The following is a 23152-nucleotide window of genomic DNA, read 5'->3' on the forward strand; positions in this document are numbered from 1 at the left end:
GGCTCAGCCCTCCCCGTGCACCTGGCGGTCACGTCCCTCGAGGAGGCGAGCCACCAGCTCGTCCTCGAGGGCGGCCGCTTCGTCCTCGTCGATGACGCCCTCGGCCCGGGCGCGGTCGACTTCGTCCAGCTGTTCGCGGATCCGGCCCGGGTCGTAGTACTCGTGCTCGGCCTGGCGCAGGACCTGCTCGGCCACCCAGATGGTCCCGCGGACCGGGGCGAGGGGGAGGGTGAGCAGCCCCGTCAGCAGACCCATCTCAGCCTGCCGGGACGAAGTCGAAGGGCGCCATCGGGCCGAGCACCTGGAGCGTCACCCGGTGCGCCCACGGGCGCGCCAGCTCGGCGGCAGCTGCCTCGACGGTGGCGCGCTGCCCGGTCGCCACGAGCAGGGACAGGTCGCAGAGGCCCTCGACACCGGAGCCGTCCCGTACCGACCAGTCGACCGCGTGGGGGCGCAAAGCCTCCACCAGCTGCTCGCGGTCCACGACCCGGGTGGCCTCGACCGCCTGCGCCACCAGCTCGCCCAACCGCACGCGATCGTGGTGGGCGGCGTCGCCGGGCAGGTCGCGGGTGCGGGCATTCAGCTCGCGGATCCTCGGGTCCGCAGTCACCACCTCGGCGAGCACCGCGTCCGCCACGTAGCGGGCCTTCACCACCAGCTGGACGTGCCCCACGAGGGCGGCGAGGGTGGCCTCGAGCTCGTCCTGCTGCGGCGCGAGCAGCACCGTACGCACTGCCTCCGGGTCCTCGAGGACGGTGCCGAACCGCAACGGCAGCACCGCCGCATGGCCCGAGACGGCGTTGAGCACGCGGTAGTGGGCCATCAGGCTCCGCCGGGCTCCCGCGGGGGCGCCCTCGTCGAGGAGCTCCACGACCGCCGCCAGACCCAGGTGCTCCACGACGGTGGGGCCGTTGCTCCCGATGCCCTCGACGTCCTTCAGGGCGGCGGGGTCCAGACCGGAACCGGCGACGCCGTAGACGTACCACGGTCCCTCGGGCTCGACGTGCCCGCCCGAGGTGCGTCGGCCCACCGCGGCCCGCGTGGTCACTCAGCCCGCCGCCGGGTGCGGCTGGAGGAGGTCTGCCGAGCTCGCCGGGGCCGCTCCTCCTCGTTGTCTGACTTGCGGCCGGTGATGGCCTTCTTGGCGCCCGAGATCACGCCTTCGGTCTTCGCGCTGGCAGCGCTGGAGCCCATGTCCTCGACGACCTCAGGCAGGGTCTGCCCGCCATGCTGGTAGAGGTCGAGCCGGTTGGTGGCCTCGGCGAACCGCAGGTAGGTGTCGACGCTGGCGATGACGATGCGGGCGTCGACGGTGAGGATCTCGATGCCGACCAGTGACACCCGGACGTAGGCGTCGATGACGATGCCCTTGTCGAGGATGATGTCGAGGACGTCGGCAAGGCCGCTGGGGGAGGGCCGGCTGAGGTAGCCGCCCTGGTTGCGAGGGGTGGTTGCGACGGTCATGGCTGCTCAACGCCTCCTGGTGGCGGTCTGGCTGCGGCGGCGGGACGCGCGGGGCGGGGGCTCCTCCTCGGGCTCCTCGTCCTCGTCGTACTCCTCCTCGGGTTCCTCCTCGTCATACGCGTCCTCAGGCTCCTCGCCCTCGTCCTCGTACTCCTCGGCTTCCTCGCCCTCGTCCTCGTACTCCTCCTCGTCGTACGCGTCCTCGGGCTCCTCGTCCCCCTCGTCCTCGTACTCCTCCTCGCCCTCTTCGGGCTCCTCCTCCTCGTACTCGTCCTCTTCGCCCTCGTACTCCTCCTCGGGCTCCTCCTCTTCCTCTTCGCCCTCCTCGGGCTCCTCTTCCTCTTCGCCCTCCTCGTACTCGTCCTCGGGGCCTTCGTCGCCCTCCTCGCCCTCGTAGCCCTCCTCGCGCTCCTGCTGCTCGCGCTCCTCCTCGAGGGCCTCCTCGTGGGTCTTGACGACCTCGCCGTCGCGGATCTCGCCGCGCCAGCCCTCGACCTCGTCGGGGTGCAGGATGGTCTCGGTCATCGCGTGGCGACGGAAGTGCTTGAACTCCAGTCGAGTCCGGCGGCCGACGGCGCGCCAGATGTTGCCGGTGCGCTCGAACAGTCCCTGCGGGTGGTACTCGAGCACCAGCAGGACGCGGGTCAGCTCGGGAGCCAGCTCGTGGAAGGTGACCGCGCCGTCGGCATACCCCTTCTGGCCGCTGGAGCGCCACACGATCCGGGAGTCGGGGACCTGCTCGAGGATCGTGGACTCCCAGGTCCGGTGGGACCACCAGACCTGGGCCTTCCACTTGATCTTGTCGTCCTCGATCTGCTCGACCGCCTCGACCTTCTTCATGTAGCTGGGGAACTCCTGGAACTCGGTCCACTGGTTGTAGACCACCCGCAGCGGCAGGCCGATGTCGATCTCCTCGATGATGTTGGTGACCTTGGTGCCCTTGCCGCCGCCACCACCTCCGCCGCCGGTGAAGGCCTCCTTGGCCTTGTCGACCATGCCCTTGGCGCCGCCCTTGAGGGCGCCCATCACCGGGGAGTCGCCCTTCGCAGCGGCCTTGGCCCCCTCCTTGACGGCCCGGCTCCTCACGCCGCCGCCCTCGGTGAAGTCGGTCAGCCGGTCGGTGAGGTCGCCGATCCGGTCCTCCGCGGAGGACACGGCCTTGCTGCCGATCGCCTTGACCATGCCCCCGAGCTCGTCGGAGAACCGGTCGATCGGCAGCTTGGAGAGCAGGCCGCCGCCGTTGTCCTGGGCCTTCGTGTCCTGGTCCGCCACCGCGCTCACCTACCCGACCGGCTCGAGCGCGAGGACGCACTGGAGGAGGCCTTGCGGGCCGCGGTCTTGCCGGTGCTGCGCCCGCCGGACGTGGCCTTCTTCGCCGTCTTCTTGGCCGTGCCGGCGCTCGAGGACGCCTTCTTGGCGGCCGCCTTCTTCGCCGGACCGGTCGCCTTGCTTGCCGCCTTCCTGGCGGGGGCCGAAGACGGGGCGGTCTTTGCCGCGGTCTTCTTCGTGGCTGCGGTCTTCTTGGCGGCGGCCTTCTTCGCCGGGCCAGTGGCCTTCTTCGCGGGCGCCGCAGCCCTCTTCGCCGGAGGTGCCGCCTTCTTCGCCGGGCCGGTGGCCTTCTTTGCCGGAGCTGCCGCCTTCTTCGCCGGAGCTGCCGCCTTCTCGGCGGAGCGACGCACGGTGTCGCTGCCCTGCCTGCGGGCGGCGCGGGTCTCGCGCTGGGCGCGGCGGGTGCCGCGACCCAGGCGGAGCCGGCGCCGGCCGGAGACCTCGGGCTGCTCCTCCTCGCCCTCGGGCTCCTCCTCCGGCTCTTCCTCCTCGGGCTCCTCGGCTTCCTCGCCGAGGTCCTCGGCCTCCGGCTCTTCCTCCTCCGGCTCCTCGCCTTCCTCCTCGGGCTCCTCGGCTTCCTCCTCGAGGTCCTCGGGCTCCTCGTACTCCTCCTCGCCCTCGTACTCCTCCTCTTCCTCCTCCGGCTCCTCCAGAGCCTCGGCCAGCGCCAGCAGGCCGTCGGTGCGGTCGCGCATCCGGTCGCTGAGGGAGTTGAGCTGGTGGGAGGCCGCGGCCACCGCGGCACCCTTGGCGGCCTCGAGCAGCTTCCCGCGGACCTGCTCGGTCAGGCGGGCGAGCTCCGGGTTGGCCTTGGCGAGCTCGGACCCCCGTTTCAGCAGCTCGGTGGGGTTGGTGTCGAGCTTCTTGCCCGCCAGCAGGCCGGCGACGGTGATCGCCAGCTTCATCTTCTTCGTCCGGCCGAGCAGGTACCCGCCCGCCAGTGCTGCCGTGGTCTTTGCTGCAGTGTTCACATCGCCTCCCAGGACGGACCGAGGCCCCCTGCGGGCTCCCGGAGCGGTGACGCCGCATGGGTCGTGGGGCCGGTCGACGGCCGGAGCCACGAACTCAAGGTGACCTAGGTTCTCGGCCCTGCAACGGCGGCGCCTCGTCCGAATGGCGCAGGCAGGACAGACGCGCCGGAGCCCCGGCCGCCGTCAGGCGGGCCGGGGCTCCGGGAAGGGGAGTCGGTCAGGCGGAGCGGTGCGCCCCACCCGTGGCTCCGGGGGCGGAACGCAGGTCCAGCGGGGCGTCGGGCTCCTCGTTGCTGCCCAGCTTCTCGCTGACGACCGCCGTGACCTTCGCTGTCGCCTCACTCAGCTTCTGCTGCACGTCCGGGGCCTTCTCCCGGGCGATCTCCTGGGCGTGACCGACCTGCTCCTGCACCTTCGGGTGCTGCCAGAGCTCCTGGCCCTTCGCCTTGAGCGACTCATAGCGCTGGCGCCCGGCCTTGGCGCCGAGCACGTATCCGACTGCTGCACCGACGAGCAGCGCTGCCTTGGCCTTCATGGGGGTTCCTCCCTGTCGTCGTACCCCCCACCGTGCCCGATCGAGCGCGATGCAAACACCTTGGGTCCGGAGGGTGGGCGCCGCGCGACCGCGCCACGGCGGTTGGCGACGCACCTTCAGGCCGGTCGGTGGTCCCCGGTCGCGCCGTCGATGAGCTCGCGCACGATGTCCAGGTGGCCGGCGTGGCGGGCGGTCTCCTCGACCATGTGCACCAGCACCCACCGCAGCGACACGGTCTCGCCGGACCACGCGGTCCCGGTGGCCTCCACGTCGAGCTCGGTGATCACGGCGTCGGCCGCCGCCCGGGCCCGCCGGTAGTAGTCGACGATGTCGGCGGTCGACTCCTGCTCGCTGACCCGCATGTCGGACTCGGGGTCCTCGTCGAGCCGGATCGACGGCAGCAGCTCGGCCGGCCGGCCGAAGGTCTCGCAGAACCAGCCGTACTCCACGGCCGCGAGGTGCTTGACCAGGCCGAGCAGGGAGGTGCCGGACGGGGCCATCGGTCGGCACAGCTGCTCGTGGTCGAGCCCCTCGAGCTTCCACAGCACCGCGTCGCGGTGCCGGTCGAGGCTGGTGCGAAGGGTGTCCTTCTCGCCGCCGGTGAGCGGCCCGGGTCGGGTCATGGTCCGGACGCTAGCGCCGGCCGCCGACACGGACCATCGGCGCTCGGGGTGCCCGTGGCGCGCTCCCGCGCATACCGGCTTTGTATGCCGTGGGGTTGCGTCCGTTTTGCACCGTTCCCCCGAGGGTGGCACGGTCCTGCCCATGACGCGTCTGGACTCGGTGCCCATGTTCGACGAGCTCGCCGAGGACTACGACCAGGTGCTGCCGATGTTCTCCCGCTTCGGCGAGCAGGTGCTCGAGCTGATCGACGACGCCGAGGGCGCCGAGCTGCTCGACGTGGGGGCGGGGCGTGGCGCCGTCGCGCTGGCCGCCGCCTCCCGGGGCTGGCACGTCGTCGCGGTCGACGCCTCGACCGGCATGGTCGACCGGCTGCGCAAGGCCGACCCCGAGATGGAGGTGCGGCTCATGGACGCCCATGCGCTCGCGCTGCCCGACGACAGCGTCGACGTGGCCGTGGCCGCGTTCCTGCTGCACTGCGTCGACGATCCCGCCCAGGTGCTCGCCGAGATGGCGCGGGTGGTGCGCCCTGGGGGGCAGGTGGTCGTCACCGTGCCCGGGCCGGTCGACGACGGCGGCCGGTGGTCCCGGTTCTACGAGGTCGCGCGGGACTTCCACCCGGCGCGCGGGGCCGTCCAGGTGGCCCGGCCGATCGACGTGGATGCGCTGGTGGGCGCCTCCGGCCTGGTCGACCCGTGGGTGGGCAGCCTGGAGGTGCGCCTGCCGGTCCCCTCGCCGCGGGTCATGTGGGAGTTCCAGATGTCGCACGGGTTCGTCGGGTGGTTCCGGTCGCTGGCCGCCGCCGACCAGTCCGAGCTCGAGCGGCGGTGCCTGGACGAGCTGTGGCGCATGTACGACGAGGGCGGCATCGAGCTGCACCGGGGCGCCGACGTGCACATCGCGCGAGTGCCACGCTGACGCCCAGCGCTAGGGACCTTGGTCATTGGTGTGCCCATTCGTGACCTCGGCGTGACAATTCACTGGGCGGTTCGATACGGTTTGCGCGCTCTTTGACCCCCTGCAAGGAGCCCTCTCGCCGGCCCGCCGAATCCTGCCACCGGTGCGAGGCACCCCTGTAAACCCGTACGGCAGGAGCGGGGGACCCACCTTCCGGGGTGCCTCGGCACTCCTTGGGGTGAAGTCCGTGCCCGCCGCTGGCCTCGTCATCGGCAGACCCGGACCGGGTGATCTCTCTCCCACCCGAACCCGACAGCTCACCTCGCAGGCGTCCGGAGGTGTGTTCGTCGTGTCCCAGCCCCATTCCGGGCGCCATCGCGCCCAGTCCTCTCCCAGCAACCCCGTCTCCGCCGTGCTCGGCCAGAACGCCGGCCGCGCGTCGGCCGTCCTGGCCGTTTCCGGCGGCATCGTCGCCTCGCTCGCTGTGCCCGCCTCGGCGGCACAGACCACCGCGCAGGCGCCGGTGATCGAGCCGTCCGCGGCGCCCAGCACCGTCGCGGTCGCCGCGCCGGCCACGGCACCGTCGGTCGTCACCCCGAGCTTCGGGGAGGTGGGCTTCAAGAGCATCGCGCCGAAGCCCGTCGTCGCCCCGAAGCCGAAGCCCGCTCCGGCGCCCGCTCCGGCCCCCGTCAACGCGGCTCCGGTCCAGCGGGCGTCGACCCCGACGATCAGCCGGTCCACCACCCGTCCCGCCCTGTCGGTCAGCGTCCCCGCGCCGGCCACCAGCGTCCTCGCCGTCGCGGCGCAGTACGCCGGTGTGCCGTACGTGTGGGGCGGCACGACGCCCTCGGGCTTCGACTGCTCCGGCTTCACGCAGTACGTCTTCAACAAGATCGGTGTCTCGCTGCCGCGGACCGCCGAGGAGCAGCGGCTGGCGGTGACCCGGGTCAGCACCCCGCAGCCCGGTGACCTGGTCTTCTTCGGCTCCCCGGCCTACCACGTCGGCATCTACGCCGGCGGCGGCATGATGTGGGACGCCCCGCACTCCGGTGCGGTCGTCTCCAAGCGCGCCATCTGGACCACGGCGGTGACCTACGGTCGCCCCTGACCCTTGATGCGCTGAACGGCCCGGATCCGCTTCCCCTGCAGTCGGATTCGGGCCGTTCGCCGTCCCGGGACGCAAAAGCCCCGGTATGCCGTGGGGTCGCCGCCGTAGTCTCCGGCCCATGCGTGCTGTCGTCCTCCGCTCCCGCGGAGCGCCCGAGGTCCTCACCGTGGTCGGCCGGGTGTTCCGTGTCCCCGGTCAGGTGGGCCCGTGAGCCAGGTCCGGCTGGCCACCGCGGCCGACGTCCCGGCGCTGGCGGGGCTGCTCGCCGAGGCGCTCGACGGCTACGTCTGGACGGACTGGGCCTTCCCTCGGGCAGGGCGGTCGCAGCGGCTGCGCGACTCCTTCGCGCTGTACCTCGGCGCCACGGTCAGCCACCTCGGCCAGGTGTGGATGGCTGTGGACGGCACCAGCGCCGCGGCCTGGCTGGCTCCCGGGTGCCCCGAGCTGCCCGAGGAGCTGGCCCGGGGGCTCTCGGAGGATGCTCCGCGCCTGCTCGGCGAACGGGCTGTTCTGGTGGCCGCCGCCGACGAGGCGGTCGCTGCGCGCCACGCCGACGAGCCGCGGTGGTACCTCGCGACCGTGGGGACGGCGCCGGGCGCGCGGGGGCGCGGGCTCGGGTCGGCCGTGCTCACGCCGGTGTTGCAGCGCTGCGACCGCGACGGCACGGCGGCGGCGCTGGAGACCTCGACCGAGGACAACGTGCGCTTCTACGAGCAGCACGGCTTCGTCACCACCGCCGAGGTCGACCCGCCGGGTGGCGCGCCCCACGTCTGGGTGATGCGCCGCGCCCCGCGCCCCTGAGCGCGCCTCCACCCGGCCCTCCCCCGGACATACCGGCAGGGGGACGTATGCCGTGCCGCCGCCTCGGGCGGTGGCAGCCGAGGTCAGCTGCTGACCGGCTCCAGGACGAAGACGGGGATCTCGCGGTCGGTGCGCCGCTGGTAGTCGGCGTAGTCCGGGAAGGCGGCGACGGCGCGCTCCCACCAAGCGGCCTTCTCCTCGCCTGTCACCTCGCGGGCCTTCATGTCCTGCTTGACCGGGCCGTCCTGCAGCTCGACGACCGGGTTGGCCAGCATGTTGAAGTACCAGACGGGGTGCTTCGGGGCGCCACCGAGCGAGGCCACGGCGGCGTAGGCGCCGTCGTGCTCGACCCGCATCAGCGGGATCTTGCGCAGCTTGCCCGACTTGGCGCCGAGCGTGCTCAGGATGACGACGGGCATGCCGCGCAGGGTCGTGCCCTCGGTCCCGCCGGAGCCCTCGTAGAGCTCGACCTGGTCGCGGACCCACTGCTCGGGGCTGGGCTGGTACTCACCGGAAAGAGGCATACCCTGACAACACGGCATACCGGCTGTTTATGTCTCCGGCTCAGTCCTGCTGCTTGGCGAGCGCCTCGAAGTTCTCGTAGAGCTCGGGGACGCCGTACTGCTCGCGGGCCTTCAGTGCGGCGGGCGCAACCCGCCTCCAGAGCCCGGAGACCCAGAGCCAGTCCAGGACCAGGTCGGTGTCGATGAGGGATCGCTTGGTCAGGGTGCCCACCGTCTCGCCGAAGGACAGGATCGTCGCCACCGCGTCGTCCCTCGGCGATACGGCCTCGGGGTCGAAGTCGTCGGCGAAGATCGCCTTGGTCGCGTCCTGCAGGCCGATCTGGCTGCCCCACTGGGCGATCTGGATCAGCAGCGCGGCGTCATCGTGGGCGGACATGACCGGGCACTCCCTTCGACGGCCGGCACGGTGCCGGGCCGATGAGGACAGCCTGTCGCGTGCGGGCGCGGGCCGGCATCGGCCATCTGTCCTGCGTCCACAGGCCGTTCGTCATGTCAGGTTCGTCACGATTTCGCGGCGATGTCGGTGGGCGGTGCCAGCATGCCGGCCATGACCGCGACACCGTCTGCACCCGCTCGCGTCTCCCTGATCACCCTCGGCGTCGACGACGTCGCCCGCGCCACGGAGTTCTACCTCGCCCTGGGCTGGCCGCTCTCGCCCGCCTCCGTCGAGGGTGAGGTCAGCTTCTTCCGCACCTCCGGGGGCCTGCTCGCGCTGTATGCCGCGTCCGCACTGGCCGCCGACACCGGCCTCCAGCAGGCCCCGCCCGGGATGTTCCGTGGCGTGACGACCGCGGTCAACTGCGACGACGAGGGGCAGGTGGACTCCGCCCTCGAGGCGGCCGTGGCGGCCGGCGGCACGCTGGTCAAGGCCGGGCACCGGGCCGACTGGGGCGGATACATCGGCTACTTCAAGGACCTCGACGGCCACGTCTGGGAGGTGGCCCACAACCCCGACTGGCCAATCAGCGAGGACGGGCGCCCGCAGCTGCCCTGACGTCCGCGACCGCCCCTGGACGACAGAACCCGGGACCGGCAGGGGCTGGTCCCGGGTTCGCCGCGTCACGGTGGCACCACTGCCCCAAGAAGGGCGGGCGGGGTGGCGGTGCCACCGTGAGGTGGACCGACCGGCAGAGGGGTGCCGGTCGGGATCTGGTCACCGCCCCGGCGAGGGGGCGGGGAGGTCTGGGTGGGTGAGGGCGGTGGGGTCCGGGGCGGTGGAGCTGCGGTGCCCGGGGGCGGGGTGGATGGGGATGGTCGTGCCGGCCGCTGGGGAGGCCGGGTCGGAGGTGGGGATCGGGTCCGTGGTGGGGGCCGGGTCCGAGGTAGGGGTGGACGGGGCCGGGTGCTTCGACGTCTCCGCGGAGGTGGTGTGGGTGCGGTCCCGCGCGGAGGTGCCGGGCGTCGCGTCCCCGGTCGCCGAGGCGGTCGGGGGCGCCCCGACGTCGTCCTGACCGGAGGAGTGCGGCCGGAGCGAGTCGGTCGCGTCCGTGGTCGACGCGGCGGTCTGACGGTGCTCCGGTGTGTGGCTCCGGGAGTCCCGGGCCGGGCCGGCGTGGGAGTCGGGGCTGTCCGTCGTCGTGGACGGCACCGCGGTCCGCCTGTCAGCAGAGGTGGCGGCCGGGCTCGGGTTCGGTGCCGGCGGCGTGGGGACCTGGGAGGCGAGCCCGGTGGCCGGGGTCGTGGGTGCGGGGCGGTCGGAGCCGGTGCCGGCTCCGATGCCGGTGCCGGTGGTGCGGCGCGGGCCTGCCGTGGGCTGCCGGTCCGGCCCCGGCGCGGCCGGCCTGGCGTGACGGGGCACGCCGGTGACCTGGTGCGCGAGCTCCTGCAGGGGGGCCGGCAGCGTGCCGGTCAGCGCCGCGGCCGTGGTCGCGCCGAGGGTGAGGACCCCGACGAGGGCGCCGACGGCCACCCGTCCGGCCACCACCGTCGGGGCAACCAGCCGTCGGCGGGTCGGGCGGGCGGTGCGGGCCGGGCGGCGGGTGGAGGCGTGCGCGAGGAACGCCTCGATGGCCATCTCCTGGCCGGCCAGCTCCTGCGCCGTCGGCGCAGCCGTCACCGCGTCCACCAGCTTCGCCAGGGCGGGGTCGGGAGCACCGTCGGCTCCCTCGGCCACCCCGTCGGCGCACAGCGACAACGGCCGGCGGGGGGCCGGCCGCTGCGGGTCGTGGCGAGGGTGCTCGGACATCTCACCCAAGGGACGACGGGAGGGCGCCGGGCGTTACAGGCCGCTCGCCAGAGCGTTTGCGACGGGCCGTTCGCGACCGGCCGTTCGCGACCGGCCGCCTGCTACAGGAGGCGGGCGAGCGTCGCGGCTTCGCGGTCGGAGAGCTGGTCGCGCAGCCGCCGGAGCCCGCGGTGGACGGCGACCCGCACCGCTCCGGGGCTGCGCCCGGTCACCTGGGCCACGTCCGCGACGTCGAGCCCCACGACCACCCGCAGCGTGACCATCTCGGCCTGCTCGGGCGGCAGGGTGGCGATGAGCCGCAGGGCCGCACCGGTGGAAAGGTGGTCCAGGGCGAGCTCCGCGGCATCGGCGACGGTCGGCCCGTCGGGGTGGTCCGCCACGAGCTGCTCTGGCCGGCGCGCAGCCTGGCGCTGGTCGTCGATGTGCAGGTTGCGGGCGATCGTCACGAGCCAGCGACGGAAGGCAGGCTCGTCCCCGCGGAAGCCGTCGAGCCGTTCGATGACCCGCAGCCAGGCTCGTGATGCCAGGTCCTCGGCGTGGCCGGGGGCGGTCACCTGCAGGTAGCGCAGGAGCATCGGCTGGGCGTCACGCCAGAGCATGGCGAAGGCATGGGGGTCCCCTGCCTGCGCCTGACGGAGCACCTCGGTGAACCGGTCCCGGAGCATCGCGGCCCATGATGCTGCGCCCGGGGCCACCACGGGGCCAACCCGACGAACTCTTTTCGGTCTCGTTCGCGCGGGTGGGCCTCGCCCGTGCCCAGGGGAGGCTCGCCCCGGGCGAGATCCCGGCCCGGCTCAGGCGGTGGGCCCGAACCGGCCGAGCAGCTCCTCGGTCACCGCGGAGAAGCGCTCGTCGAGGCGCCGCCGCGCCGGGTCGGCGTCGTGCCAGGCGACGACCTCCCGGGCGCCCCGCCAGAACGGCACGGTGGCGGCGAACCCCGGCACGAGCGCCTTGACCTTGCGGTTGTCGAAGACGCCATGGTGCATGCGGTCGCCGAGCAGGGCGTCGCCCACCTCGGGGGCGACGGCGTGGATGGCCTCGGACGGGACGTGGACGAGGCGGGGCTCGGCCACCCCCGCCGCGCGGGCCGTCTGCCGGTAGATCTCGTCCCAGGTCAGGACCTCGTCGGAGGTGATGTGGACGCTCTCGCCCACCGCCGCCGGCAGGCCCAACAGGCCGGCGAAGCCGAGCGCGAAGTCCTCGTGGTGGGTCAGCGTCCACAGGGAGGTGCCGTCACCGTGGACGACGACCGGCAGCCCGCGGCGCATCCGGTCCACCTCGGTCCAGCCACCCAGCAGCGGCACGGAGGTCGCGTCATACGTGTGGGAGGGGCGCACGATGGTGACCGGGAAGGCGCGCTCGCGGTGGGCCGCGGTGAGGACCTCCTCGCAGGCGATCTTGTCGCGGGAGTACTGCAGGAACGGGTTGCGCAGCGGCGTCGACTCGGTGACCGGCAGGCGGGTCGGCGGCTTGGCGTAGGCCGAGGCGCTGCTGATGAAGAGGTACTGGCCGGCGCCGCCGGCGAAGGTGTCGACGGCGGCGCGGGCCTGCTCCGGGGCGAAGGTCATGAAGTCGGCGACGGCGTCGAAGCTGCGACCGGCGAGGGCCACCCGCACCGCCGCCGGGTCGTGGGCGTCGGCGGTGAGCGTCTCCACGCCCTCGGGCAGCGGGCGGGTGGTGCTGCGGCCGCGGTTGAGCACGCTGACGCGCCAGCCGGTCGCGACGGCGCGGCGCACGCAGGCCGAGCTGATGACGCCGGTGCCGCCGATGAACAGGACGTGGGGTGCGCTCATGGCGCCGATCCTGCCCGAGGCCGGCGGTCTTGCGGCGTTCGACCTGCCCGGGCGCCGGCTGCGGGCCATGATGTGGCGCATGACGAGCCGGCTGCAGAACCTCACCGTCGACTGCGCTGATGCCCGGGGGCTGGCGTGGTTCTGGGCCCAGGTGCTGGGGTGGAACGTCTACTACGACGACGACCCCGAGGTCCTCATCGCACCGGCGTTCCCGCCTTCGCCGGGGCAGCGGCCGACGATGCTGTTCATCCCGGTGCCCGAGGGCAAGACCGCCAAGAACCGGGTGCACCCCGACCTCGAGCCGACCGACCGGACCCGCGACGAGGAGGTCGAGCGGGTCGTGGCGCTCGGTGCGCGGATCACCGACGACCGCCGCAACGCCGACGGGACCGGGTGGGTGGTGCTGGCCGATCCCGAGGGCAACGAGTTCTGCATCGAGCGGTCGGCGGCCGAACGGCCCGCAGTGCCGCGGAAGTGGCGCCTCGGCGCCGACTGACCGACTGACCCGCGCCCGCTCAGGCGGGCAGGACGCCGCTGCGGCGCAGCTCCTCCCCGATCGGGTCGGTGCGCCAGCCCTTGTCGTAGAGGCTCACCTGCACGCGCCGGCTGGCCGGGTGCTCGTCGAGCCCGTCGGGCAGCTCGCGCTCGGTGCCGGTGCTGGTGCGGGCGACCAGCTCGCGGTCGGTGAGGAGGAGCTCGTCCACGGGCAGCACCCCGGCCAACCGCCGGTGCTGTATGCCGGTCACGTCCTCCCAGCGCGCGCTCAGTCCGTAGCGGTCGCGCTGGAGGAGCAGGCCGTCGTCGGTGACGGTCAGCGTGCGACGGCGTGCCCGGGCCAGCCTGAGGGCGCCGAACGACGCGGCAAGGGCCACGCCGAGCAGCAGGCCGATCGGCCAAGGGTCGACCACGACGGTGACCAGGAGGCCGCCGAGGCCGGGCACGAGGAACGCCTCGAGCAGAGCCGGCGGCCAGCGCAGCGGGTAAGTCACCAGGGGCGTCGGGTCGGTGGGGTCCGGGCCGGTCGGCGTGGTGGGCACGCCGCGGATCGTAGCCCGGGCCGTGACGTCCCTCGGCGGGTGGGGAATCGCGGGCCGGGGTCTTGCGTTCCGATGGTTTGTAAGCGTGTAATCACGTAAGCAAATCCCTTGAGGAGGCCGTCATGGCACACCAGAAGAGTTCCCCCCGTGGCCGTGGCGGCTACGGACGACCCGGCGGCTGGCAGCAGGCCGAGCTGCCCGATGCCAGCGACGCGGCCGGCTGGTTCGCGGGCCGGCTGCCCGACGAGTGGTTCACCGGCGCCCCCGACGTCACCGTGGACCGCGAGGAGATCACCGTCATCGGTGACCTGCCGGCGCCGGACAGTGACGACCCGGCAGCGGCCGAGGGCCGGATCAGTCGCTGGCGCGAGGACACCCGCGAGCAGCGGATGAAGATCGCCGACCAGGCGCAGGCCCGCTACGGGCGCACGGTCTCCTGGGGCGCCCGCATCGGCGACACCGGCCGGCTGTTCACGCACCTGTCCGTGCCGGCGATGACCCGGCTGCGCCAGAGCGAGCGGCAGGTGCTCGACACCCTCGTCGACGCCGGCGTGGCGCGCTCGCGCTCCGAGGCGCTCGCGTGGTGCGTGCGACTGGTCGGGCAGCACACCGACGAGTGGCTGAGCGGGCTGCGTGAGGCGATGTCGGAGGTCGAGCGCCTGCGCGCCCAGGGCCCCGAGCTCTGAGGTCTGAGCGCCGCGCGGTCGTCACGGAGACGGTGACGGTCGATCCGATCGCGGCGGGTCGACCGTCACGACCTCGGTCACGACCTCCGTCACGACCCCGTTGGGTCGAGGTCTGACGGAGGCGACAGGCCTGGCACAGCCGGGGCACAGGGGTGGCTTCGAGGGTGGACACACCAGCCCAGCCACTCCCGGAGGACCCCATGAACAGCGCACGCGAGCGCGGAGCGCTCCGCATCCGCCAGGCCACCGCCGCGCTCGTCGGCGCCAGCGTCGCCGCCACCGGTGCGGCCGTGGTGCTCGCCCACCAGTCGTCGGCGGCGACCACGACGGCGACCTCTGCCTCGTCGAGCAGCACCGACTCCTCCGGGAGCAGCGCCTCGAGCTCGCCGTGGCAGGTCGGCGTCAGCAGCGGCGCCCCGCAGGCGCAGAGCGGGGGCTCGTGATGGACCTGACCCTGCGCGGGCCGGCCTACGAGTGGGCGCTCTGGTCGACGACGGCGCGCGTCGCCGTCGAGGACCCGCACGCGCTGCCCTCGGCCCGGCGGATCGTCGACCACGAACTGGCGGCGGTCGAGCTGGCGGCGAGCCGGTTCCGCGCCGACTCCGAGATCCGCCGGCTCGCCCGGCGCGGTGGTCGCGTGACCCACATCAGCCCGACCCTGGCCGCACTGCTCGAGGCCGCCCTGAGCGCCGCCGGGGAGACCGACGGCGCCGTGGACCCGACGCTGGGCAGCGCCCTCGCCGACCTCGGCTACGACCGCGACTTCGGTGAGCTCCTCCGGTCGGCCGGCACCGACGGCTTCGCGGTGCGGGTGGTCCGCCGACCCGCCCCCGGCTGGCGGCGGGTCGACCTCGACCTCGACGCGCTGACCGTGCAGGTGCCCGATGGCGTGCAGCTCGACCTCGGCGCCACCGCCAAGGCGTGGGCCGCCGACCGGTGCGCCCAGGTGGTGGCAGAGCAGCTCGACCTCGGCGTCATGGTCAGCCTCGGCGGCGACATCGCCACCGCCGGTCCCGCACCGCGCCGGGGCTGGCAGGTGCTCGTCCAGGACCGCACCGAGGACCCAGCGGCCCTCGTGAGGCTGCCGGCGGGCGCGGCCCTGGCCACCTCGAGCACCCGCTCGCGGCAGTGGCGCGAGGACGGCCGCGAGCTGCACCACGTCCTCGACCCGGCGACCTGTCAGCCGGTCGAGCCGGTGTGGCGCTCGGTGTCGGTGGTCGCCGGCGACTGCGTCACGGCCAACACCTGGTCCACCGCGGCGCTGGTGCTCGGTCGCTCGGCACCCGGATCCCTGGTCGTCCAAGGCCTCCAGGCGCGGCTGGTCGCCGAGGACGGCGAGGTCCACCACCTCGGGGGCTGGCCGTCCGCGGCCGAGGTGCGGCACGGCATACCGGTGTCGGCATGAGCACCGCACTGTGGCTGCTGGGCCGGGGCACGGGGGTCGCGACCCTCATCCTGCTGACGGCCGGCGTCGTGCTCGGGATCCTGACCGGCGGCCGCCTCAGGTCACGCGAGCTGCCGCGGTTCGCGCTCACCGAGATCCACCGTCGCGCCTCGCTGGCGGCGACGCTGCTGCTGGCGGTCCACCTCGGCTCGCTGTGGCTGGACCCGGTGGCCCAGTTGCGCGCCGTCGACCTCGTGGTGCCGTTCCTGTCGAGGCAGCCGCTGTGGTGGGGCCTGGGCACGCTGGCGCTGGACCTGCTGGTGGTCGTGGTCGCGACGAGCCTGCTGCGCAAGCACATCCGGTATGCCGTGTGGCGGGGCCTGCACTGGCTCGGCTACGGCGTGTGGCCGGTCGCCTTCCTGCACGGCCTCGGGTCGGGGACCGACGCCGGGACGTGGTGGCTGCGCGCCGTGGCCATCGCCTGCTTCGGGGCGGTCGCGACGGCGGCCGGGTGGCGGGTCAGCCGGCTGGAGGAGCCTTCGGCGCAGACTCGTCAGCGTCCGTCTTCGACGCCCGTCGGGTGAAGGCCGCCAGGGCGCCCGCGGAGGGCGAGGCAGCGGACTGGTTGGCCTGCTGCAGCTCGAGGTAGACCTCCTCGCGGTGGATGTCGACGTCGCGGGGGGCCTTGATGCCGATCCGCACGTTGTCGCCGTTGACCTCGAGCACCGTGATGACGATGTCGTGGCCGATGACGAAGCTCTGCTGCGGGCGACGGCTGAGCACCAGCACGCGAGAGTCCTTTCTGCAGAAGCGGAACCAGTGACGTCAGCCTATGCGCGCCGACGGCTCACTGCCGTGGCGGGCGGGTCCCTCAGGCGCTGAGGAGCGGCGCGCGCAGCGGCAGGTCCTGCCCGGTGAGCACGACCTGGGCGGCCTGACGCGTGCGGTGGTTGACCACCAGCGGGGCGAGCAGGTTCGCGGAGGCGTCCTCGGGCCGCTCGCGCAGGGTGACCACGAGCAGCAGCAGCGCGTCCTCGGCGGACTGCAGCTCCAGGCGCTCGGCGGTGGCGTCGTCGATGACCGGGGCGTAGTCGGGGAAGAACCCGTGCGGCGCGACGACCACGAAGTCGGGGCCGGCCTCGTCGGCGGACTGCAGCTCGAAGACGCCGTCGCCATCCTCGACGAGGGCGAAGCGCTGCGCCTCGGGGAAGCCGACGATGCCGGAGTGGAAGTACAGCTGCGGGAGGGCGTCTCCGGCGGGGTTCTGCGTCGCCGTCATCTGGCTCACGGTGTCTCTCACTTCAGCGGGGGCGAATCGGCTTGGGGCGTCACGGTTCTGGTGACCTCGAGCTCGGCGGCTCAGGAGGACTGGTCGAAGAGCCGGTGTGCCGGCTGGGCTGCCGGGGACCCGGCTGCGGTGTAGGTCGGGCCCTCCGGGCTCTCGGCGAACCGGCCCATCGCCTCCTGGACCGCGCGGTAGCTGCTGTCGAGCAGGTCGCGGTTGGCGTGGGCGAGCGCGCTGATCTCGGCGGTGGCGGCGACCAGGGTGTTGCGGTGGTCGGTGAGGACGTCGTCCCACGGGCTCGGGGCGGCCTCGGCGACCTCGCGCAGCGAGGCGTTGGCGTCCAGGCCCAGGGCCTCGGTCACCGGGCCGAGCTCGACGGCCCGGCGCAGCTCGGCCTGGCGGATCTCCTCCAGCACGAGCTCGACCTCGTAGGTCGCGCGGCCCAGCCACTTGGCCCGGCCGACGGCCAGCAGCGCCTGCTCCTCCTCGAGCTTGAAAGTCAGCAGGTCGAGCAGCTCGCGGACCCGCCACAGGGCCGAGGAGACATTGGCCAGAGCCGTCTCGGTCTCGGCGTCAAGGCCCGACGGCATCGAGGCGGGGCGGTGGTCGGTCACGGGACCCCCATCGGCTGGGACGGTGAAACGTTGAGGATTATGGGCATCAGTGCAGGTCAGGGGCTAACTAGTCCGAGTGGGTCATGCCCCATGGCCCCATTGAGCCATTTGTAGTTCTTTACCGCTGGTTGACTTCATTCCGCATATTTGACGCATCAGTAACACTTACTTTCGCGGACGTGACATCCCCCGATGCCCCCGCACAGCATGCACCACATGCCGGCGAAGAGGAACTCTGCCGCGCCCACCTCGCGCTCGTGCACATGGAGGTCCGCACGGTGGCGGCCCGCCTGCCCGGACACGTCCACCTCGACGACCTGGTCTCGGCCGGCATGGCCGCACTGGTGACGGCGGCCCGCACCTTCGACGAGTCCTACGGCGTGCCGTTCGCCCGCTTCGCCGCGCGGCGGATCAAGGGTGCCCTGCTGGACGAGCTGCGCTCCGCCGACTGGGCGACGCGTTCCCTGCGGACCCGCGTCCGGGCCCGCGACGTCGCCCAGGACGCGCTGGCCGCCAAGCTCGGCCGGATGCCCTCGACGTCGGAAACCGCTGCCGAGATGGGGATCGAGCTCGCCGAGCTCGAGCGGATGCAGGCCGACCTGCACCAGTCCGTGGTGCTGCGCCTGGACCAGCTCACCGCCGACTCCGCCGCGGATGCCGTGCTGCCCGCGACCTCCGAGACGCCCGAGGCGGCGATCGTCGAGCGGGAGCGCCAGGCGTACCTGCGGGACGCGGTCCACGCGCTGCCCGAGCGGCTGCGGGTCGTCGTCGAGGGCTGCTTCTTCGAGGACCGTCCGTTCAAGGAGATCGCCGAGCAGCTCGGGGTCACGGAGTCGCGCATCTCCCAGATCCGGGCCGAGGCGCTGGCCATGCTGCGCGACGGGATGAACTCTCAGCTCGACCCCGACATGGTCTCGGTGCCGCGGTCCGGGGGTGTCGTGGCGCGGCGCCGGGAGGCGTACTACGCGCACATCGCCGGCCGCTCGTCATACCGCGCGCGGTTGAGCCTGCCTGTGCCGCAACGGGTTCCGGTCGAGCACACGGCTTGACCAACTCTTTGCCTGCCATCGGCGGGCAAGTCCTCAGGTATGCCGGGTGGTCGCCGATGAGGCAGCCGGCGGCACCGGAGGGTGACGCCACGGGGACACCACGGATGGGGTCTCCGGGACCCCATCCAAGGAGGAACCACCATGGGTCTTCAGATCAACACCAACATTGCGGCGATGAACGCCTACCGCAACCTGGCTTCGACCCAGGGTGCGATGTCGACCAGCCTCGAGCGTCTCTCCTCCGGTCTGCGCATCAACCGCGCCGCCGACGACGCTGCCGGTCTGGCCATCTCCGAGAAGCTGCGTGCGCAGGCCAACGGCCTCAACCAGGCCACGGCGAACGCGCAGGACGCGATCAGCCTCATCCAGACCGCTGAAGGCGCCCTGAACGAGTCGCACTCCATCCTGCAGCGCATGCGCCAGCTGGCTGTGCAGTCGGCCAACGACACCAACACCTCGTCCGACCGCACGGCGATCCAGACCGAGGTGACGCAGCTCAACGCGGAGCTGGACCGCATCGCCGGCACCACGCAGTTCAACAAGCAGAACCTGCTCGACGGCACCGGTGGCGACGGTACCGGCAAGTTCACGTTCCAGATCGGCGCCAACACCACGCAGAACATTGGGGTGACCATCGCGAAGGCGGACACCACCACCCTCGGTGTCAACGCGGTGGACGTGACCTCGCAGGCCAACGCGAACACCGCGATCGCGACGATCGACACCGCGATCAACACGGTTTCCAGCGACCGCGCTGACCTGGGTGCCTACCAGAACCGCCTGCAGCACACGATCAACAACCTCAGCGTTGCGGCGGAGAACGCCTCGGCGTCGGAGTCCCGCATCCGCGACACCGACATGGCCAAGGAGATGACGTCCTTCACCCGGGCGCAGATCCTGCAGCAGGCCGGCGTCTCGATGCTGGCGCAGGCCAACTCGGCCCCGCAGTCGGTGCTGAAGCTGCTCGGCTGACCCAGCTGAGATGAACGTGTCCTCCGGGGCGTCCGACACCAGCGGGCGCCCCGGAGGGCCAACCAGCACCACATGACGGAAAGGACTGGATGGCAATGGGATCGAGCGTCGACGGCCTTGTCTCCGGCCTGAACACCACGCAGATCATCCAGCAGCTGATGGCGGTCGAGCGACTGCCGGAGCAGCAGCTCACCCAGGGCAAGTCCGACGCCTCCAACCGGGCCTCCGTCCTCCAGAGCCTCAACAGCCTCGTGAGCGCGTTGCAGACCGCCGCAACCGCCTTCGCGCCGGACTCCGTGCTCACGACCTCAGCCTGGAAGGGCACCGTCGCGACGTCCTCCAACACGTCGCTGGCCACGGCGCTCAGCAGCTCGACGGCGGTCCCCGGATCGGCCACCTTCACCGTCAACGCGGTCGCGACCGCTGCCTCCGTAGTCTTCAACGGGAGCCAGACGTCCGCCACGACGCCCGTCACCAACGGCCCCATCCTGCTGAGCAAGGGAGCAGCCGCGGTTGGCTTCTCCGGCCTCGACTTCGACACCACATCGGGTGCGCACCTCGCTGCAGGCCCCCACATCCTCGTCGTGACGAACCAGGCCGACGGTTACCACGTTGCGCTCGATGGACATGACAACCCTCTGGGAGCCAGCCCGCCCGCGCAGACGGTCCTCACGGGCACGAATGGCGACACCCTGTCGGCCAACATCGCAGGGCTGCAGGTAGGCACCGCGACGGTGACGTCGGTGAGCGGGTCCATGGCCGACATCGCCAGCGCCATCAACGCATCGAGCTCCACCTCGGGCCTGCAGGCAACCGTTGTCGGGGCGAGCGCCTCGTCGTTCCGCCTTCAGGTGTCCTCGACGACGACCGGATCGGCTTCCGTGATCACGCTCAACGCCTCCGCCAGCAGCGCTGCGCCGGCACTGGGCTCTCTGCAACAGCTCAGCGCAGGCACCGACACCGTCCTGCACGTCGGCCCCGCCGGCTCGGGATTCGACGTCACGTCGTCCACCAATGCGGTGAGCACCCTGCTGCCCGGCGTGACGATCACGGCGCTGAAGGCAGACCCGGCCACGGCGGTCACGGTCTCCGTGGCCAGCGACGCGAGCGGCATGGCCGACAAGATGCAGGCCCTCGTGGACGCGGCGAACTCGGCACTGTCGTTCATCGGACGCAACAGCGCCTATGACAGCAACACCAAGACCGCTCAGCCCCTGCTCGGCAACTCGATGGTCTCCGACCTGGCCCAGCGCATCACCGACGGAGTCATCGGCTCGTCGGCCAGCACCCCCGCCTTGAACGGTGTCAGCGTCCAGAAGGACGGCACCATCGCGTTCGACCGGCAGAAGTTCCTGGACGCCTACGCCAAGGACCCCACCGGCGTCCAGACCACGATGACCTCGATGGCGCAGTCCCTGCGGGACCAGGCCAAGCAGGCGTCCGATCCGTTCGACGGCTACCTCACGGCGCAGATCACCAGTGAGCAGGCCAGCATCAAGGACTACACCGACCAGATCGCCGCCTTCGAGGACCGCATGACGCTGCGGCAGCAGACGCTGCAGACGCAGTACGCCGCCCTCGAGACGGCGCTCGGGAAGCTGCAGTCACAGAGCCAGTGGCTCGCCGGGCAGCTCGGCTCGCTGACGACCCCGAGCACCTCGAGCAAGTAGGGGGAACGAGATGACCACCGCAGCCCTGATGCGCAGCCGCTACGCCCGGGACTCCGTGTCCACGGCCTCCCCGGCGCGCCTGGTGACCATGCTCTACGACCGACTGGTGCGCGACCTCGGCGCCGCCGAGCTCGCCCTCGCGGTCCCCGACCTGGAGGCGGCCCACCACGAGCTGGTGCACGCCCAGGCGATCGTTCACGAGCTCGCCTCCAGCCTCGACCTGACCACCTGGCCCGAGGGGGATGGCCTGGCCAACCTCTACGCCTGGCTGCTCGAGCGGCTCATCGCCGCGAACACCGCCAAGAACGCGGCCATCGTCGCGGAGTGCCGCGACATCGTCGAGCCGCTGCGCGAGGCCTGGCACGAGGCGGCGAACGCGCAGACACCGATCGCACCCGTGCAGGTCGCTCACGCATGAGCGGTGACCTGAGCGAGGAGGTGCTGCACCTGGGGCACGTCGCCCGCTGGGACCAGGTCCTCGACGACTTCGAGGCCTGCCTGGCCGAGCAGGAGCGACAGCTCGACGAGGACCCGGCTGCCGAGCTGGCGACGTTCACCCCGCCGGTCGGCATCGGGCCCATGTCCGCCGAGCACGCCGACCGCGCCAGCAGGCTGCTCATCCGGGCCGGGTTTCTCGGCGACCGCGTCGTCGCGCAGCTGGGCACGACCGGCCGCCATCTGGCCCTGGCGCGCAGCATGGCCGGCGACGGGACCGCCCGCACGGCATACCTCGACCGGATGGTCTGACCGCCTCAGGTGACCTGCGTCCGGGCCGATAGGACCGGTGCAGGGGCACAACGTCAGCGGCGACAAGGTAGGTGTGATGTCTGGTTTCTCCAGCCTGGGACTGGGGGCGCGTGCGCTCTCGGCGGCGCAGCGCGGCATGGACGTGACCGGCCAGAACATCAGCAACGCCAACACGGCCGGCTACTCCCGGCAGCGTGTTGAGCAGGTCGCCGCCGGCGGTTCGGTCGTGCCGTCCCTGTGGTCGCGCAGCGCCGCCCCCGCCGACGGGGTGGTCATCACCGGCATCACCCGGATCCGTGACGAGTTCGCCGAGGCCCGGGCGCTGTCCGCGCAGGGGGACCTCTCCCACCTGAGCGCGGCGAAGCAGACCTACGCCGACATCGAGACCACGTTCGGTGAGCCGAGCGACACCGGGCTGCAGGCGCAGCTCTCCTCCTTCTGGAGCTCCTGGCACGACATCGCCAACGACCCGACGAGTGACGCCCCCCGCTCCCAGATGCTGCAGCAGGCCAGTGCCCTGGCGAGCACCTTCAACGGACTGAGCAGCCGGTTGAACCAGCAGTGGCTCGACACTCGCGAGCAGCTCGCGGCAACGGTGTCCGACGTCAATGCCATGGCCGCTGACGTCGCCCGGCTCAACGGCGCGATCCGCTCGGCGGTGACCGCAGGCAACCCGGCCAACGAGCTGTCCGACCAGCGCGACGCGCTCGTGATGAAGCTCGGCCAGGCCATCGGCGCGACCGCGACGGCCGGGGCCGATGGCGTCGTCAACGTGGCCCTCGGTGGCAGCCCGCTCGTTACCGGCGACCGCATCCGGGAGCTCGCGCTCTCGGGCCCGTCGACCCACACGGCCGGCCAGTCCGGTGAGCTGTCGCTGACCTGGGCCGCGGACGGGTCGGCCGCGGTGGGCGGGGGCAGCGTCCAGGGACTCCTCGACGGCGTGAACGCCACCCTCCCGGGATACCTCACCTCTCTGGACGACATCGCAGGGAAGGTCATGACCGCGGTCAACGGGCAGCAGGCCGCCGGCTACGACCGGACCGTCGCGCCCGCTGCGGGCGTCCCGGCGGCGCAGGGCAAGCCGGTCTTCGGTGGCAGCGGTGCCGCAGACATGGCTGTGGTGCTGACCAGCCCGGACGGCGTGGCCGCCTCCGGTTCGCCGCTGTCCACCGAGTCCGACGGCGCCAACGCGATCCTCATGGGGCAGCTCTCCAGCCTGCCCGCCCCCCAAGGGGCGGACGCGGCCTACCGCGGCCTCATGGTCCAGCTGGGGGTGCAGGCGCAGAGCGTCAACCGGCAGGCCGATCTGCAGGGGACGGTCGCCAGCCAGCTCGAGGACGCCCGGACGAGCGCCTCGGGCGTGAGCCTGGACGAGGAGATGACCAACCTCGTGAACTACCAGCACTCCTACGAGGCGGCGGCCAAGTTCATCTCGGCCATCGACTCCACGCTGGACACCCTCATCAACATGACCCGCTGA

Annotated in this window: 31 protein-coding genes and 1 riboswitch; of the genes, 15 read left to right on the forward strand and 16 right to left on the reverse strand. The window is 72.4% G+C overall.

The annotated features are described in order from the left end of the window. Window positions 1-3 precede the first annotated feature (3 nt). The 7 genes from AC3ANM_RS12280 to AC3ANM_RS12310 form a co-directional block, all read right to left on the reverse strand. Window positions 4-255, reverse strand: coding sequence for a gas vesicle protein GvpG (locus AC3ANM_RS12280; protein ID WP_488284698.1), 252 nt, complete (start codon window positions 253-255; stop codon window positions 4-6). A gap of 1 nt (window position 256) precedes the next feature. After that, on the reverse strand, window positions 257-1030 hold the full coding sequence (locus AC3ANM_RS12285) for a GvpL/GvpF family gas vesicle protein (protein WP_488284699.1): 774 nt from the start codon (window positions 1028-1030) through the stop codon (window positions 257-259). Between the two features lie 14 nt (window positions 1031-1044). Then, entirely contained in the window at window positions 1045-1464 is a 420-nt protein-coding gene (gene gvpJ / locus AC3ANM_RS12290) for a gas vesicle protein GvpJ (RefSeq protein ID WP_488284700.1), read from the reverse strand. 6 nt (window positions 1465-1470) lie between these two features. Then, window positions 1471-2736: an SRPBCC family protein gene (locus AC3ANM_RS12295; RefSeq protein ID WP_488284701.1), complete on the reverse strand. Its 1266-nt coding sequence runs from the start codon at window positions 2734-2736 to the stop codon at window positions 1471-1473. A gap of 5 nt (window positions 2737-2741) precedes the next feature. Beyond that, a complete protein-coding gene (locus AC3ANM_RS12300; protein ID WP_488284702.1) occupies window positions 2742-3764 on the reverse strand; it encodes a hypothetical protein in 1023 nt (340 codons plus the stop codon). Window positions 3765-3981: 217 nt separating this feature from the next. Next, entirely contained in the window at window positions 3982-4299 is a 318-nt protein-coding gene (locus AC3ANM_RS12305; RefSeq protein WP_488284703.1) for a YtxH domain-containing protein, read from the reverse strand. Window positions 4300-4415: 116 nt separating this feature from the next. Then, window positions 4416-4922: a DinB family protein gene (locus tag AC3ANM_RS12310; RefSeq protein WP_488284704.1), complete on the reverse strand. Its 507-nt coding sequence runs from the start codon at window positions 4920-4922 to the stop codon at window positions 4416-4418. 142 nt (window positions 4923-5064) lie between these two features. Here AC3ANM_RS12310 and AC3ANM_RS12315 point away from each other — a divergent pair, with 142 nt between their 5' ends. The 3 genes from AC3ANM_RS12315 to AC3ANM_RS12325 all read left to right on the forward strand — a co-directional run bounded on the left by AC3ANM_RS12315 (window position 5065) and on the right by AC3ANM_RS12325 (window position 7726). Further along, on the forward strand, window positions 5065-5838 hold the full coding sequence (locus tag AC3ANM_RS12315) for a class I SAM-dependent methyltransferase (protein ID WP_488284705.1): 774 nt from the start codon (window positions 5065-5067) through the stop codon (window positions 5836-5838). Between the two features lie 143 nt (window positions 5839-5981). Further along, a riboswitch (cyclic di-AMP (ydaO/yuaA leader) is annotated at window positions 5982-6163 on the forward strand. A gap of 3 nt (window positions 6164-6166) precedes the next feature. Then, window positions 6167-6925, forward strand: coding sequence for a C40 family peptidase (locus AC3ANM_RS12320; protein WP_488284706.1), 759 nt, complete (start codon window positions 6167-6169; stop codon window positions 6923-6925). A 207-nt stretch (window positions 6926-7132) separates the two neighbouring features. Next, entirely contained in the window at window positions 7133-7726 is a 594-nt protein-coding gene (locus AC3ANM_RS12325; RefSeq protein WP_488284707.1) for a GNAT family N-acetyltransferase, read from the forward strand. Window positions 7727-7809: 83 nt separating this feature from the next. Here the strand turns inward: AC3ANM_RS12325 and AC3ANM_RS12330 are convergent, their stop codons facing one another. Together AC3ANM_RS12330 and AC3ANM_RS12335 are read right to left on the reverse strand one after the other, a co-directional pair. Further along, on the reverse strand, window positions 7810-8250 hold the full coding sequence (locus AC3ANM_RS12330) for a nitroreductase family deazaflavin-dependent oxidoreductase (RefSeq protein ID WP_488284708.1): 441 nt from the start codon (window positions 8248-8250) through the stop codon (window positions 7810-7812). 40 nt (window positions 8251-8290) lie between these two features. After that, window positions 8291-8626, reverse strand: a complete 336-nt coding sequence (locus AC3ANM_RS12335) for a DUF4760 domain-containing protein (protein WP_488284709.1) — start codon at window positions 8624-8626, stop codon at window positions 8291-8293. A gap of 171 nt (window positions 8627-8797) precedes the next feature. On the opposite strand from AC3ANM_RS12335, the gene AC3ANM_RS12340 reads away from it, so the two are divergent. After that, window positions 8798-9244 carry a VOC family protein gene (locus AC3ANM_RS12340; RefSeq protein WP_488284710.1) on the forward strand — a complete coding sequence of 149 codons (447 nt, stop codon included), beginning with the start codon at window positions 8798-8800 and terminating at the stop codon, window positions 9242-9244. 159 nt (window positions 9245-9403) lie between these two features. On the opposite strand, the gene AC3ANM_RS12345 is transcribed toward AC3ANM_RS12340, so the two are convergent. The 3 genes from AC3ANM_RS12345 to AC3ANM_RS12355 form a co-directional block, all read right to left on the reverse strand. Beyond that, window positions 9404-10435, reverse strand: a complete 1032-nt coding sequence (locus AC3ANM_RS12345; protein WP_488284711.1) for a hypothetical protein — start codon at window positions 10433-10435, stop codon at window positions 9404-9406. 101 nt (window positions 10436-10536) lie between these two features. Beyond that, a complete protein-coding gene (locus tag AC3ANM_RS12350) occupies window positions 10537-11100 on the reverse strand; it encodes an RNA polymerase sigma factor (protein ID WP_488284712.1) in 564 nt (187 codons plus the stop codon). 129 nt (window positions 11101-11229) lie between these two features. Next, window positions 11230-12228 (reverse strand): NAD-dependent epimerase/dehydratase family protein, encoded by a 999-nt coding sequence (locus AC3ANM_RS12355; RefSeq protein ID WP_488284713.1) that lies wholly within the window; start codon window positions 12226-12228, stop codon window positions 11230-11232. Between AC3ANM_RS12355 and AC3ANM_RS12360 the strand changes: the two genes are divergently transcribed. Then, window positions 12227-12724 (forward strand): VOC family protein, encoded by a 498-nt coding sequence (locus tag AC3ANM_RS12360; protein ID WP_488284714.1) that lies wholly within the window; start codon window positions 12227-12229, stop codon window positions 12722-12724. The two genes, AC3ANM_RS12355 and AC3ANM_RS12360, sit on opposite strands and share 2 nt — an antisense overlap. Before the next feature lie 19 nt (window positions 12725-12743). Here AC3ANM_RS12360 and AC3ANM_RS12365 read toward each other — a convergent pair whose 3' ends face one another. Next, window positions 12744-13265: a hypothetical protein gene (locus tag AC3ANM_RS12365; RefSeq protein WP_488284715.1), complete on the reverse strand. Its 522-nt coding sequence runs from the start codon at window positions 13263-13265 to the stop codon at window positions 12744-12746. A 122-nt stretch (window positions 13266-13387) separates the two neighbouring features. Here AC3ANM_RS12365 and AC3ANM_RS12370 point away from each other — a divergent pair, with 122 nt between their 5' ends. From AC3ANM_RS12370 to AC3ANM_RS12385, 4 genes are all read left to right on the forward strand, one after another. Next, complete coding sequence (locus AC3ANM_RS12370; RefSeq protein WP_488284716.1) at window positions 13388-13951, forward strand: hypothetical protein; 564 nt, start codon at window positions 13388-13390, stop codon at window positions 13949-13951. A 200-nt stretch (window positions 13952-14151) separates the two neighbouring features. Beyond that, a complete protein-coding gene (locus AC3ANM_RS12375; RefSeq protein WP_488284717.1) occupies window positions 14152-14394 on the forward strand; it encodes a hypothetical protein in 243 nt (80 codons plus the stop codon). Then, window positions 14394-15356: an FAD:protein FMN transferase gene (locus AC3ANM_RS12380; protein ID WP_488284718.1), complete on the forward strand. Its 963-nt coding sequence runs from the start codon at window positions 14394-14396 to the stop codon at window positions 15354-15356. Before AC3ANM_RS12375 ends, AC3ANM_RS12380 begins: the two co-directional genes overlap by 1 nt. Continuing rightward, entirely contained in the window at window positions 15353-15919 is a 567-nt protein-coding gene (locus AC3ANM_RS12385) for a ferric reductase-like transmembrane domain-containing protein (protein ID WP_488284719.1), read from the forward strand. The genes AC3ANM_RS12380 and AC3ANM_RS12385 overlap by 4 nt, the downstream gene beginning before the upstream one ends. On the opposite strand, the gene csrA is transcribed toward AC3ANM_RS12385, so the two are convergent. The 3 genes from csrA to AC3ANM_RS12400 form a co-directional block, all read right to left on the reverse strand. Continuing rightward, complete coding sequence (gene csrA, locus AC3ANM_RS12390) at window positions 15855-16124, reverse strand: carbon storage regulator CsrA (RefSeq protein WP_488284720.1); 270 nt, start codon at window positions 16122-16124, stop codon at window positions 15855-15857. The two genes, AC3ANM_RS12385 and csrA, sit on opposite strands and share 65 nt — an antisense overlap. Before the next feature lie 82 nt (window positions 16125-16206). After that, window positions 16207-16614, reverse strand: a complete 408-nt coding sequence (fliW, locus tag AC3ANM_RS12395; RefSeq protein ID WP_488287950.1) for a flagellar assembly protein FliW — start codon at window positions 16612-16614, stop codon at window positions 16207-16209. An 80-nt stretch (window positions 16615-16694) separates the two neighbouring features. Further along, on the reverse strand, window positions 16695-17234 hold the full coding sequence (locus tag AC3ANM_RS12400; protein ID WP_488284721.1) for a flagellar protein FlgN: 540 nt from the start codon (window positions 17232-17234) through the stop codon (window positions 16695-16697). A gap of 83 nt (window positions 17235-17317) precedes the next feature. On the opposite strand from AC3ANM_RS12400, the gene AC3ANM_RS12405 reads away from it, so the two are divergent. From AC3ANM_RS12405 to flgK, 6 genes are all read left to right on the forward strand, one after another. Next, on the forward strand, window positions 17318-18283 hold the full coding sequence (locus AC3ANM_RS12405) for a sigma-70 family RNA polymerase sigma factor (RefSeq protein ID WP_488284722.1): 966 nt from the start codon (window positions 17318-17320) through the stop codon (window positions 18281-18283). 141 nt (window positions 18284-18424) lie between these two features. Further along, complete coding sequence (locus AC3ANM_RS12410) at window positions 18425-19255, forward strand: flagellin N-terminal helical domain-containing protein (protein ID WP_488284723.1); 831 nt, start codon at window positions 18425-18427, stop codon at window positions 19253-19255. An 89-nt stretch (window positions 19256-19344) separates the two neighbouring features. Next, the gene (gene fliD / locus AC3ANM_RS12415) at window positions 19345-20925 is read left to right on the forward strand and encodes a flagellar filament capping protein FliD (RefSeq protein ID WP_488284724.1); all 1581 of its coding nucleotides are present in this window, start codon (window positions 19345-19347) and stop codon (window positions 20923-20925) included. Window positions 20926-20935: 10 nt separating this feature from the next. Continuing rightward, a complete protein-coding gene (gene fliS, locus AC3ANM_RS12420) occupies window positions 20936-21343 on the forward strand; it encodes a flagellar export chaperone FliS (RefSeq protein ID WP_488284725.1) in 408 nt (135 codons plus the stop codon). Then, window positions 21340-21672 carry a hypothetical protein gene (locus AC3ANM_RS12425; RefSeq protein ID WP_488284726.1) on the forward strand — a complete coding sequence of 111 codons (333 nt, stop codon included), beginning with the start codon at window positions 21340-21342 and terminating at the stop codon, window positions 21670-21672. The genes fliS and AC3ANM_RS12425 overlap by 4 nt, the downstream gene beginning before the upstream one ends. 76 nt (window positions 21673-21748) lie before the next feature. Then, window positions 21749-23152 (forward strand): flagellar hook-associated protein FlgK, encoded by a 1404-nt coding sequence (gene flgK / locus AC3ANM_RS12430; RefSeq protein WP_488284727.1) that lies wholly within the window; start codon window positions 21749-21751, stop codon window positions 23150-23152.

The organism is Oryzihumus sp. JJN4-3R, from assembly GCF_057747915.1.